At 68.8% G+C, this 11,784-nt stretch carries 10 protein-coding genes; 4 read left to right on the top strand and 6 right to left on the bottom strand.

All coding sequences use genetic code 11. The features are described from left to right. Positions 1 to 8: 8 nt before the first annotated feature. From LAQ73_RS03625 to LAQ73_RS03610, 4 genes are read right to left on the bottom strand one after another with little or no spacing between them, the layout of a single operon-like run. Entirely contained in the window at positions 9 to 1,805 is a 1,797-nt protein-coding gene (locus LAQ73_RS03625; RefSeq protein ID WP_224269889.1) for a type II secretion system protein, read from the bottom strand. Continuing rightward, a complete protein-coding gene (locus LAQ73_RS03620) occupies positions 1,802 to 3,787 on the bottom strand; it encodes an ATPase, T2SS/T4P/T4SS family (RefSeq protein WP_224269888.1) in 1,986 nt (661 codons plus the stop codon). The genes LAQ73_RS03625 and LAQ73_RS03620 overlap by 4 nt, the downstream gene beginning before the upstream one ends. 33 nt (positions 3,788 to 3,820) lie before the next feature. Then, positions 3,821 to 4,303 carry a DUF7311 family protein gene (locus LAQ73_RS03615; protein ID WP_224269887.1) on the bottom strand — a complete coding sequence of 161 codons (483 nt, stop codon included), beginning with the start codon at positions 4,301 to 4,303 and terminating at the stop codon, positions 3,821 to 3,823. After that, positions 4,297 to 4,794 (bottom strand): DUF7310 family coiled-coil domain-containing protein, encoded by a 498-nt coding sequence (locus LAQ73_RS03610; RefSeq protein ID WP_224269886.1) that lies wholly within the window; start codon positions 4,792 to 4,794, stop codon positions 4,297 to 4,299. Before LAQ73_RS03610 ends, LAQ73_RS03615 begins: the two co-directional genes overlap by 7 nt. A 77-nt stretch (positions 4,795 to 4,871) precedes the next feature. Here LAQ73_RS03610 and LAQ73_RS03605 point away from each other — a divergent pair, with 77 nt between their 5' ends. Beyond that, complete coding sequence (locus LAQ73_RS03605; protein WP_224269885.1) at positions 4,872 to 5,951, top strand: tubulin/FtsZ family protein; 1,080 nt, start codon at positions 4,872 to 4,874, stop codon at positions 5,949 to 5,951. Positions 5,952 to 6,228: 277 nt separating this feature from the next. Here the strand turns inward: LAQ73_RS03605 and LAQ73_RS03600 are convergent, their stop codons facing one another. Beyond that, positions 6,229 to 7,572, bottom strand: a complete 1,344-nt coding sequence (locus tag LAQ73_RS03600; RefSeq protein WP_224269884.1) for an alkaline phosphatase family protein — start codon at positions 7,570 to 7,572, stop codon at positions 6,229 to 6,231. Positions 7,573 to 7,746: 174 nt separating this feature from the next. Here LAQ73_RS03600 and LAQ73_RS03595 point away from each other — a divergent pair, with 174 nt between their 5' ends. Genes LAQ73_RS03595 through LAQ73_RS03585 form a run of 3 tightly spaced genes read left to right on the top strand, consistent with a single transcriptional unit; the run spans position 7,747 to position 10,520 of the window. Further along, positions 7,747 to 8,184 (top strand): DUF5788 family protein, encoded by a 438-nt coding sequence (locus LAQ73_RS03595; protein WP_224269883.1) that lies wholly within the window; start codon positions 7,747 to 7,749, stop codon positions 8,182 to 8,184. Between the two features lie 43 nt (positions 8,185 to 8,227). After that, a complete protein-coding gene (locus tag LAQ73_RS03590; RefSeq protein WP_224269882.1) occupies positions 8,228 to 10,027 on the top strand; it encodes a DNA polymerase/3'-5' exonuclease PolX in 1,800 nt (599 codons plus the stop codon). A 1-nt stretch (position 10,028) separates the two neighbouring features. Further along, entirely contained in the window at positions 10,029 to 10,520 is a 492-nt protein-coding gene (locus tag LAQ73_RS03585) for a Mut7-C RNAse domain-containing protein (protein ID WP_224269881.1), read from the top strand. Positions 10,521 to 10,546: 26 nt separating this feature from the next. Here the strand turns inward: LAQ73_RS03585 and LAQ73_RS03580 are convergent, their stop codons facing one another. Further along, positions 10,547 to 11,557 (bottom strand): DoxX family protein, encoded by a 1,011-nt coding sequence (locus LAQ73_RS03580; RefSeq protein WP_224269880.1) that lies wholly within the window; start codon positions 11,555 to 11,557, stop codon positions 10,547 to 10,549. Between the last annotated feature and the right edge of the window lie 227 nt (positions 11,558 to 11,784).

Genomic DNA, 11,784 nt, shown 5'->3' with positions numbered 1-11,784 from the left:
TTAAACCCTCACACGAGGAGACTCGCGGCGACGAAGGCCGCGAGGTACGTCGTCGTCGCCGCGAGCAGCGCGAGTCCGATTCGGTAACCGAGAAGCACGCGGTCGAGCCCGTGTTCGATAGCCGTCGCCAGGGCGGTCAGAAGCACTGCCGAGAGGAGCACGTACGTGCCGACGGTGAGGCCGAACGTCGCGGTTTCCGGCGGGCCCGCCAGCGACGAACCCGCTGCGGGCGCCGATTCGGCGGCGGTGGTCGCTGCGTCCATCGCTCCCGTCCCGAACGCGGAGGTCGCCGTCGACGACGAGACGCCGGCCAGTCGTTCGACCAACGCCACCGTCGCCCCGCCGACGAGGGGGCCGAACAGCGCGCCGGTGTTCTGCAGCGTTTCGGTGAGTTCGGATAGCTCACGGCGCGCTTCTCGCTCGAGACGTCGGAGGCGATTAAGTTGCTCCGCCGTGGCGACGAGCGCCGCCCCCGCAGGTTCGCCCTCCGTCGCCGCCAGTGCCAGCAGTTCGGCCGCGCTTCTCGCGCGCGGGCTCGGAATCGTCGCGAGCGCTCCGTCCTCGCCCAAGAAGGCGGCGCGGACGTCGACGCGGAGCGCCCGCTGGGTCGTCACCGCGTCGGCCAGCATCTCGCCGGTCGCGCCGTCGAGTTCGTCGGCGACGCGGTCCAGTGCACGTTCGACGGCGACGCCTTCGACGACGTGACGACCGACGAGATACAGCGCGTCGTCGAGTCCGGATTCGACGCGTCGAACGTGCGCGTGTACCCGTCTGGCCGGTTGGTAGCGGACGACGAGCGACCCGCCGATGAGGCCGCCGACGGCGACGAGCGGCGCGCTCCACAGCCCGATGGCGGTCCCGCTCACGGCGATTCCCGCGAGTACAACCGCCACGACGGCGAGGTACTCCCGGGGGGCGACCGACGCGTCGGGATGGTCGAGGTCGACTCGGGGCGGCGAGAAGGCGACGGGCCGGCGACTGACGAGCCACACGACCGCACAGAACAGTCCGAGCGGGAGGACCACGTCGTAGACGACGACCAGCGCCGGCGTGTCGACGGGAACGCCGGCGCTCGACGCTGCCGGGAGCACTCCGACGAGCGCCAACGGGAGCAGGACGCCGAACGCGTACAGTCCGGACAGCGGCGCGCGCACGTCGTCGGCGAAGCGCGCGAGTCGGTCCCGCGTCCCGTCGAGAACGGTGTCGAGCGCGCGCTCCAGTCCGCGCTCGCGTTCGCCCGGCGTCGCCGCCGCGCTGGCGAGCAACAACGTCGTTGCCCGTCCGAGGGCCGGGAGGCGATCGGCCCACTCGTCGCCGAACGCCGCCAGCCCCGAGTCCGGCGTTCCGCGGGCGCGGCGGACGTGTGCCGCGAGACTCGCTGCGAGCGGTCCTCGACCGGTCCGGGCCGCGAACACCGCCGCCCGCTCGGCGGTTGGGTCCAGCCGAAGGCGTAGCACGACCCGGTTGACGACGCCGGCGGCGTCGCCGAGCGCTCCCGCTCGACGCGTGCGTGCGAGGAGCACCGGGGCGCGGTGGATGACGTGAGCGCCGGCGAGGCCGCAACCGAACGCGGCGGCGACGGCGACGAGCGGAGGCGCGAGGAGCGTGACGGCGGGGAGCGAGCAGAACGCGACGACGACGGCGGCCCCGTAGCCGCCTCGGACGACCGTCTCGCCCGACACCGGCGCGTCGAGATAGCTCAGCGCGTCGGCGAGCGGCCGACTGGTGTCGACGTCGACGGGTGCCAGTCGGGCGAGCGCCCGGACGATGTCGGCCGCCGTCGAAACGTGGTTCTCGGCGCTCATCGGTGCTCGTACGCAGCGACGACGTCCGCCGGTCGCGTCCGGTCGCCGTCGGCGAGCGCTCGGAGCGACTGTCGCCGCGTTCCGAGCGCCTGTCGAACGTCGGCGTATCGCTCGCCCGGTCCGGCGAGCGCGTCGACGAGCGCGCTGTTACCTCGCTCGACCACGCCCGTCGGGCGAAGTGCGCCGTCGGCGTACTCGAACAGCGTCACGAACCGGACGCCCGCGTCGCTCACGCGGAGCTCCTCGATTCGGGCGACGTGTCGCCCGCCGCTCGACGAGAGCGTCACCACGAGGTCCGTCGCCGCAAAGGAGGACTCGGGAACGCCGAAGTCCGAGACGACCCGCTCTCTGACCGCCGCGCCGCCGTCGCCGTGAATCGTCCCGAGGACGGCGCTCCCGCTCGCACCGACGCGCATCGCCTCGTACAGGGCGGCGGCCTCCTCGCCGCGGACCTCGCCGACGACGAGTGCGCCCTCGCCGAGCCGAAGCGCCGTCCGGACGCCGCCCGTCGGCGTGAGCGTCGCCCCGTCACCGACGTCGACGTAGAGCGTCTGGACCTCGCGGTCGTGGCGCTGGAGCGCGTCGACCGGCAGTTCCGGCGTATCCTCGACCACTACCGTCCGCGACGCCATCGGCAGTTCCCACAGCAGGGCCCCGAGCAGCGTCGTCTTCCCCGCTCCACGGGTGCCGGCGACGAGTCCGGCGGCCCCGCGTTCGACCGAAAGCGAGAGCAGCGCGGCGGCATCAGCCGAGAGCGTATCGTTGGCGACGAGCGCCGGGAGCGTCAGCGGTGCGCCGTCGTGTCGGCGGAACGCGAACGCGAGGCCGTCGCTCGCCGGGGTCGAGACGGCGGCGACGCGGATTCGACCTCCCTCGGCGTCGACCACCGCGTCCAGCGTCGGGTCCGCCTTCGAGAACGGCCGGCCGCTCGTCCGCCGGAACCGCGACGCCAGCGCCGCCGCACCCGACCGGGTCAGTCGAACGTTCGTGTCGAGGCGCTCGCCGTCGACGACGACCCGAACCGGATTCGACTCGACGGGCGCGGTCACGAACACGTCCGAGACCCGAGCGTCCGAAAACAGGTCGTCGAGGACGCCGTGGCCGTGTGTATGTTTCGCCAAGAGCGACGAGAGCCGCTCCACCGATGGCGCGTCGGCGCCGTTGGTCTCGTCGGTCTCGTCGCTGCCGGCGCTGCCGTCGCCGCCGGCGTTGCTGCCGTCGTGTCGGTGTTCGGCGACGACGGCGCGGACCGCCCGGCCCGGTGCTCGCTCGCCCGCGCCGCCGACGCCGTCAGCCAGCACGCTTCGCGCCTCCGCGAGCGTCGCAGTGGCCGACCGGTCGAGTTCGGTGAACGCAGGGTCGAGCTGATACCAGTCCCGGCCGCCGTCGCGTTCGTACCGACGAACGGTCGTGTCGTCGTCGAGCGACCGGCGGTCGACGAGAGTCGACCCCGGTGGCGGTCGGAGCGCAACGCGCGAACGCATGAGCGCCGGTCCGACGAACGGCCGGAGCGAGTCTTCGTACCCCGATGCGCGGACCGCCCCCTCCGAGAGACCGGTTTCGGCGGCGATTCGCTTCACCGGTCCGGCGCGTCCGGTCGCCTGCCGCGCCGCGCCGAGGGGGTCGCGCCGCGCCCGCTCGGCGAGCGTCGGGTCGTGGACGGCCGCCCGCTCGACGAACCGTCCGGCGGCGAGCAGCAGTGCCGCCGCGTCTCCGTCGTATCTCCGTTCGTACCCGCGAGAGTGGGTACGCACGACGTCGGCGTCGCGCTCTGCGAGTGCGTCGACGACGGTCGCTCGACAGGCGGGGTCGGCGACCAAGTCGCCGCCGCCGGGACAGTCGTCGGCGTCGACGACGAGCTCGACGCGGCGACCGACGCCGGTGCCGCTCGGTTCGACGAACGACGGGTCACAGCGGCAGTCCGTCTTCTCGGCTTCGTCCGCGGGTTCGTCCCCGACTCCGAACCGTGAGAGCAGTCGCATGCGGCGGGGTGGTCGCCTCACCGTACTTGAACTTCAGGCCGCTCCCCCGACGTCGTCGGCTTCGAGACGGCGGAGCGTCACGAGTCGTCCTCGGCCGCGTTCGACGAGCGAGAGGGCGAGTCGCTGCGTGCCCGTCGCAGAGAGTCGAACCGGACCGGTCGGTGTCGAGAGTGGAACGCCGGTGAGGCGATGCGTCGTCTCTTCGCGGCCGGCGAGTCGGTAGCTGAACGAAGCACCGACCGAGACGTCTCCACCGGCCAGTTCGACGTAGTCGACGGACGCAGTCGTCAGCGACCGCTCGGGGACGGAGACGGCGACGACGCGACGGGCGGCCAGCGACGTGTCGCCGGCGGCGTCTTCGGTCTCGGGGAGGCTCCGTGCGGCGTCGGCGACGCGCGTGAGTTCGGCGTCGAGGCGGGCTTTCGTCCGCTCCTCGCGGGCGGCGTCGACGGCGGGAAGCGACGCGGCGACGAGGGCGACTGCGAGCGCGACAGCGACGACGAGTCGCGTTACCACGTCTCTTTGAGACGGGCGGCGAGTCCGCTCGTGTTTCCACCTTCGGTGTCGTTGTCGACGTCGGTGTCGTCGCTACAGTCGAGCGATTCGGTCGATTTAGGCGGCGCTCTCTCCGTCTCGACGGCGTCGAGAATCTCCTCGACGGCGTCTCCGTCCGACCGGTCGCGTTCCAGCGACTCGACGGCCGCGAGCGCCGCGTCGGCGCGACGTTCGACTGCCCGGTTGACCGTCCTGACGCCGCCGACGTACCCTCTGAGCGCTTGCACCGCCGCGTCGAGTTCCGAAAGGCGGTCGTCGAACTCCGACAGGCGCTCTTCGACGGCGGTGAGCCGCGCGTCCAGATCGGCGGCAGAAGAGAGGTCTACGACCGAGATGTCAGTCCCCGTCGTCGCTCGTTCGACCGCGTCGAGTCGCGTTTCGAGGCGTTCGAGGCGGGTTTCGCGGCCGCTGCGGACCGAAACGCCGCTTCGGCACGCGGTTTCGTCGGGCATCGTGTATGGTTCTGGACTCGTTTTCTCTCATAAATCTCTGGGGGAAGTTTGAAGGTGGGACCCTGATAGAAGGAGATATGAAAACCGTCCTGATAGGTGTAGGCCAAGCTGGCGGCAAACTCGCCACGGCGATGGCTGAGTTCGATTCACGGATGGGCTTCGGCGCAGTCCGGGGCGCACTCGCAGTCAACAGCGCGAAAACAGACCTCCAACCGCTCCCGCTCGACACGGTGCTCGTCGGCCAAGACCGAGTAAACGGCCACGGCGTCGGCGGCGACAACGAACTCGGTGCGGAAGTGATGCAGTCTGACGCCCGCGAAGTGATGGGCGAACTCGACGGCCGCATCACCGCCGAGGCGGAGGCCATCTTCGTCGTCGCCGGCCTCGGCGGCGGCACCGGCAGCGGCGGGATGCCCGTCCTCGTGAAGGAACTCAAGCGCGTCTACGACGTGCCAGTTTACGGTCTCGGCATCCTCCCCGGCCGCAACGAGGGTTCGATGTACCAAGTGAACGCGGGCCGGTCGCTGAAGACCGTCGCCCGCGAGGCCGACTCGGTGTTGCTCGTCGACAACGACGCGTGGCGTTCCTCCGGCGAGAGCATGGAGGAGGGCTTCGACGCCATCAACGAGGCCATCGCCCAGCGCGTCGGTCTGCTCCTCGCGTCCGGCGAGGCGACGGAGGGCGTCGGCGAATCGGTCGTCGACTCCTCCGAGATCATCAATACGCTCCGCTCGGGCGGCGTCGCGGCGCTCGGCTACGCCAGCTCCGAGGCCAGCGAGGAGGCCGAAGAGAACATCAACACCATCATGAGCACCGTCCGGCGGGCGCTTCTCACCGGGACGAGCCTCCCCGAAGCCACCGATGCGGACTCGGCGCTCGTCGTCGTTGCGGGACAGGCCGAGACCATCTCGCGGAAAGGCGTCGAGCGCGCGCGGAAATGGGTCGAGGAGGAGACCGGCAGCCTGCAGGTCCGCGGCGGCGACTTCCCGCTCGAAAGCGGCCGCCTCGCGGCGCTCATCCTGCTCGGCGGCGTCGAACGCTCCGAGCGCCTCCAACAGTTCATGGAGCGCGCGAAGCAAGCGCAGAACGAGACCGAAGAGGAGAAACCCGACCCGGTCGACATGTGGAGCAACGACGAGATAGACTCGCTGTTGTAACGGCGTTACAAGCCGTTTCTGTCGCTTTCGCCCTCCGAACGAGCAGCCGATTTCTCGCCACGCATCTGAGTGTACAGTATCGCGGCAAGCCCACCCGAGAGCAACGTAGCGAGGCTCCACGGAATCGGACTCGTCTCCGTCCGTGTCTGTGCATCCCGATACACCTACCACGCCCCACTGACGGGTATCACACCGCTAGCAGCAACATCAAAACGAGAACCGGTAGAACCGCCCCGTCCGGCGGTGTGCCGAAAAGCGGGACGGAGGGAATCACGCGTTAAACCAGACTCGCGCCGTCGAGTTCCGCGCGTTCGTACTCGATTTCCATCAGTTCGAGGATGGTCGGCGCGATGTCGAAGAGGTCCGCTTCGCCGATGTTCGCCTCGGGGTCGTCGATGAACAGCGTCGCGTTGTCGAAGCTGTGCATCCCGTTTCGCGGGCCGACGCCGAACACCTCGTCGTGACCCTTGAACCCGGCCTTGAGGTCGAATCCGTGGGCGGGGATGGCGACGAGATCCGGCGCGATGTCCTCGTGGTCACCGCGGAACGCCTCCTCGCGCTCGACGACGCGCTCGCAGACCTTCCGACCGTCGGGGCCTTCGAGGTTTTCGAGCGCCTCTTTGAGTTCGGCGCGCTTCTCCTCGTACTCCTCCTCGGGGACGCTACCGCGGGGTTCGCGGCCTTCGAGGTTGAGGTAGAACCGTCCGGGGATGAGCGAGTACGCCGTCGTCTCGTCGGCGATGTCGCCGAGTTCGGAGTGGTCGTCGTCCTCGTAGCTCAGCCAGCCCTCCTGTTCGAGCCACGTGTTGAAGTGGACCTCGTGGTCCAGCGAGGTGAACCCGTGGTCGGAGGCGACGACGAGCGTGACGTCGTCGGGGAGCATCTCCCGGATCTGGCCGATGTAGTCGTCGACCTTCTTGTAGAAGTCGAGGAACGCCTGCTTGTTCGGGCCGTCGCGCTCGTAGTCTTTGAACAGGAAGTGGTTGAGGCGGTCGGTCGTCATGAACACGCCGAAGAAGAGGTCCCAGTCGTCCTGCTCGATGTAGTGCGAGAACGCCTCGAACCGCTTCTCGATGGTGTCGTGGGCGTCCTCGATGAACTCGGTTTTGTCCTCCTGGTGGCCGAGTTTCGCGTTCACGTCGATGCGGTAGCCCATCGATTCGAGCGTGTCGCGGAGTTCGTCCGGTTGCGACGCCTTGTCGACGCTCGGCGAGAGGAATCCAGAGACCATCCGCTGGACGTTTCGCTGCGGGGGGAACGTGACGGGGACGTTCATCACCGTCGCGTTCATCCCCGCCTCGCTCACGCGGTCCCACAGACGGGACGCCTGCACGTCGCGGCCCATCGGGACGTAGGTGTCGTAGGAGCCGATTTCGCGGTCTTGGAAGCCGTACACACCGGTCTCACCGGGGTTGACGCCCGTCGTCAGCGCGGGCCAGCAGGCGCTCGACTCCGGGGGCACGATGCTGTCGATGGCTCCGGCGGTGCCCTCGTCGGCCAGACGCGCGAAGTTGGGGAACTCGTTGCGGTGTTCGTCGAGAAGACTGAAAGGGACGCCGTCGATACCGATGAAAGCGACACGCGGATTGTCGTTACCGCGCAGTCGGTCGAACAAACCCATACCCCGGGATACTGTCGAAGAGCGTAAAGAGTCTTCCCTTAGTTGCAACGTCCGAAATCGACGCCGTGGGCGTGTCGGTGAGTCGGTGTCGCCGTCGCGCTACTCCCGCGTTCGCCCCGCTACCCACCGTCCCGAGGGCGAAGGAGCGAAGTGCCGAGCGACGCAACGAGTGGTATGAAGGAGTTCGAGCGAAAGCGGTTGCTGGAGCGGGTCAACCGCGAGGGCGCGACGGTCGGAGTCGACATCCCCGACCGCATCGACGTGCAGGGCGAGGAGATCGACCTCCGCCAGTTCGTCTTCGAGATAAAACGGCGCGACACTATCCCGTCGGGCGAGAGAGAGCGCGTCGACCAGGCGAAGAAGAATCTCCGCCGCGAGCGGCTCCAGCGGTTCCAGAAAATCGAGAACAACGAGGTGAGCTACGAGGAGGGCCAGCGACTCGTCGAGAGCATCATCGGCATCGACCGGGCGCTCAACGCCCTCGGTTCGCTTCGGTCGACGGACCTTAATCAGGAGGCGGAGCTCCAGGAAGCCGCCGACAAGAAGCGGTGGATGAGCTTCCTCCGGCAGGCGCTCGGCCGCGACGACTCCGCGGGGCGGATGGGCCGATGAGCGTGCGACGCACCGCCGCTCTCGTTTCCGCGAGGTGGTCCGCGTGACGACCAACGCCGAACTCGCCGACCGCTTCGAGGAGTTCGCGGAGTTCCTCGAAGCGCAAGGAGTCGAGTACAAGCCCCAGAGCTACCGCCGCGCCGCCGAGAACGTTCGGAGCCACCCCCGGTCGGTCGCCGACCTCGCCAGAGAGGGCCGAGACGCCGTCGAGGAGATCGATGGAGTGGGCGACGCCATCGCCGGCAAAATCGTCGAGTACGTCGAGACCGGCAAAATCGAGGAACTCGAAGAACTTCGCGAGGAACTGCCGGTCGAAATGGTCGCGCTGACGAGCGTCGAGGGCGTCGGGCCGAAGACGGTCGGCGACCTCTACGAGGCGCTCGGAATCACGACGCTCGACGAACTGGAGGCGGCGGCGGAAGCCGGCGAGATACAGGAGATCAAGGGGTTCGGCGCGAAGACCGAGCAGAACATCCTCGACAACATCCCGTTCGCCCGCCAGTCCCAGGAGCGCGAGCTGCTCGGCGACGCTCGCCCCGTCGCCGACGGGCTGCTCGCGTATCTCCGAGACGAGAACGCCGTCGACTCCGCGGAGGTCGCCGGATCGATTCGCCGCTGGCGCGACACTATCGGCGACGTGGACGTGCTCGTCGGCAGTGACGACAGCGAGGCGGTCGTCTCGACGTTCACCGACTGGTCGAACGCCGACAGCGTCATCGAGGCCGGCGAGAGCAAAGCGAGCCTCCGCGCGAACGGCATCCGCATCGACTTGCGAGTCGTCGTCTCCGAGGAGTTCGGTTCCGCGCTGCAGTACTTCACCGGCAGCCGAGACCACAACATCCAACTGCGGAACGTCGCCATCGAGCGCGACCTGAAGATAAACGAGTACGGTATCTTCGATGTCTCCGAGCTCCGCTCGGACGGCCAGTCGGAAGCGAACGCTTCTGACGATGTTTCCGAGGTCGAGGGCCCCGACGCCGGCCAACGCGTCGGCGAACGAATCGGCGGGCGTACCGAGGCCGACATCTACGAGATGCTCGACATGCCCGTCATCGCCCCCGAACTCCGCGAGGACAACGGCGAGATTCAAGCCGCCCAGAACGGCACGCTCCCGGACCTCCTCGAAGAGGGAGAGATTCGCGGCGACCTCCACACTCACACCGACTGGTCCGACGGGGCCAACACCGCCGAGGAGATGGTCGCTGCCGCGGCGGAGCGAGGGTACGAGTATCACTGCATTACCGACCACGCGACCGGACCGGGGATGGTCGGCGGCGTCGGCCTCTCCGACGACGAACTCAGAGAGCAGATGGATGAGGTCGACGCGGTCCGCGCCGACGCCGACATCGAGGTGTTCCACGGCGTCGAGGCCAACATCGACGCCGACGGGAACCTCTCGGTCGGCGACGACCTGCTCGCCGAACTCGACGTCGTCGTCGCCTCGCCCCACAGCGCCCTCGACCAGGGACGCGAGGAGGCGACCGACCGCCTCGTCGCCGCCGTCGAACACCCGTCCGTCGACGTGCTCGGCCATCCGACCGGACGGCTCATCAACCAGCGCGCGGGGTTAGACCTCGACTTCGACCGCCTCGCCGCGGCCGCCGCCGAACACGGCACCGCGCTCGAAATCAACGCGAACCCCGCGAGACTCGACCTCTGGGGCGAAGTCGTCAAGGTGGGCGTCGACGCGGGCGCGACCATCGCTATCAACACCGACGCGCACAGCCCCGGCGAGTTCGAGAACGTCCGCTACGGCGTCCACACCGCGCGCCGCGGCTGGGCCGAAACGGCGGACGTGCTCAACGCCCGCGACGCAGCGGGCGTCCGCGAGTTCCTGCACTGAGATGACGGGCGAATCCGGAGCGCCGACCCGGTCTGCGGACTCCGCGGACGCGCCGCTGTTACTCGACGTGATGCTCGGCAAACTCGCGGTGTATCTTCGGATGTGCGGTTACGACGCCGTCTACGCCCTCGACAGGGAGGTCGAAGCGGACGACCGACTGCTGGCGCTCGCGGAGGCAGAGGGTCGTCGGCTCCTCACGCGCGACGTGCAACTCGCTCGGCGCGCGAACGGCGGCGTCCTCCTCGAATCCTGCGCGGTCGTCGGCCAATTGCGGGAGCTACGAGACGCGGGATTCGACCTCACGCTCGACGAGCGGCCCGCGCGCTGCGGGCGGTGCAACGGCCCCGTCGAGCGCGTCGACGGCGACGACGAAACGCCCGAGTACGCTCCGGACCCGGACGAGCGCGCAGTGTTTCGATGCACGCGCTGCGGGCAGTGTTTCTGGAAGGGGAGTCACTGGGACGACGTAGAGGAGACGTTAGCCGCCGTTTGAAGGCGTAGAGAACCGCACTCGATCGCTCAGCGGCGGCTCTCGCTCCGACTGCTCCACTCCTCGCAGGCGGTCATGTCGTCCATCACTTCGGAGTGGTAGTGGCAGTACGGCTGCATCCCGCGGTCGGTCCGAACGTACTCGAAGTGCGCGCAGCTGCCGCAGTAGCTGTCGCCTTTCGGTTGCCGGGGCTGACTCGGCGTCTCGGTCTCCGGCGACAGCACCTCCGCGTCGCCGGGGACGGGGTCGTCCAGCGGCGAGTAGATGTCCGCCTCCGTCGCGCCGCCGTCACTGACCGTCGAGTTAGCGGCGCTGCCCCATCCGGACGACTGCGACGAGTCCGAAGCGACGCCCGTCGCCGAGGAGTCGCCTCGGGTTCGCGGCGGCTGCGAGACGTCGTCGACTCTGTCCACCGACCGCCCGTTCGTCGGCTGGTTCGTCTGCGTCTCCACGTCGCCGTCGGGCGTCGCACCGAGCAGTCCGATACCGCCCAGACCGCCCGCGACGGGGCGTTCGACTTCGACGATCTTCGTCTCGCCCTGTCGCGTGATCTCCATGCGGACCGTTCCGCCGGGATCGTTTCGCGTCTTGAAGTTCGCCACACCGATGAACAGACACCAGAAGGTGGTGGCGCTGCCGAGGAAGTACAGGCCGACCGTCGGGAGCGTGAGCTCCGGACCCTGGACGCTCGGGCAGTTCGCGCCGGACCACTGACAGGGGTACGCCTCCCAGAACAGCGCGACGCCGGCGAGCGTCACGAGCGCGCCGACGACGGCGGCGAAGCGGGTCCGGCGTCCGGCGGGGAGGATGGCGAAGATGCCGAGAAACACCGCCGGGATGCCGAGGCCGCCCAGCGTGATACCGAGCTCCCGCGCCTGCCAGAGGGGAGCCTCTGCACCGACGAGGAAGTTCGTCGTCGCGGCGAGGATACCGAGAACGACGAGCAGTGTGCCGGCGAGAAACAGCCCGACTCCCGCGTACAGTCGACGGGGGCTCGCGTGCTTCGTTCCCGCTCTGTACGCCTCCGAGAGACTCGTCATGGCCGCGGCTACGTAACCCCCCCACAAAACGATACGTCAGACATACGTCAGACAATCCGCGAACACAGCCACGAACGGGCACGAATCGGCTGCACGCGTCGTCGTGTTCACCTCTCCGATGGGGGAGTTCTCGCGTCGGTCGGCGCGGGCCGTCGATACGCGCCCAATCGATGCTCGCCGCGGAGGCGGGTCGAAGAGATTAATGTCGGCGGTGGCAAACCGCCGGG

It is taken from the genome of Haloprofundus salinisoli, from assembly GCF_020097815.1.
Taxonomy (GTDB): Archaea; Halobacteriota; Halobacteria; order Halobacteriales; family Haloferacaceae; genus Haloprofundus; species Haloprofundus salinisoli.
The sequence above is the reverse complement of the archived record's forward strand: the minus strand, read 5'-3'. Positions and strand labels throughout refer to the sequence as shown.

What these genes read in the sequence shown, in the direction of transcription:
- LAQ73_RS03610 (WP_224269886.1), bottom strand. Translation starts at nt 4,794, where the DNA reads ATGCCCGACGAAACCGCGTGCCGAAGCGGCGTTTCGGTCCGCAGCGGC.
- LAQ73_RS03600 (WP_224269884.1), bottom strand. Translation starts at nt 7,572, where the DNA reads ATGGGTTTGTTCGACCGACTGCGCGGTAACGACAATCCGCGTGTCGCT.
- LAQ73_RS03580 (WP_224269880.1), bottom strand. Translation starts at nt 11,557, where the DNA reads ATGACGAGTCTCTCGGAGGCGTACAGAGCGGGAACGAAGCACGCGAGC.
- LAQ73_RS03605 (WP_224269885.1), top strand. Translation starts at nt 4,872, where the DNA reads ATGAAAACCGTCCTGATAGGTGTAGGCCAAGCTGGCGGCAAACTCGCC.
- LAQ73_RS03585 (WP_224269881.1), top strand. Translation starts at nt 10,029, where the DNA reads ATGACGGGCGAATCCGGAGCGCCGACCCGGTCTGCGGACTCCGCGGAC.
- LAQ73_RS03595 (WP_224269883.1), top strand. Translation starts at nt 7,747, where the DNA reads ATGAAGGAGTTCGAGCGAAAGCGGTTGCTGGAGCGGGTCAACCGCGAG.
- LAQ73_RS03620 (WP_224269888.1), bottom strand. Translation starts at nt 3,787, where the DNA reads ATGCGACTGCTCTCACGGTTCGGAGTCGGGGACGAACCCGCGGACGAA.
- LAQ73_RS03625 (WP_224269889.1), bottom strand. Translation starts at nt 1,805, where the DNA reads ATGAGCGCCGAGAACCACGTTTCGACGGCGGCCGACATCGTCCGGGCG.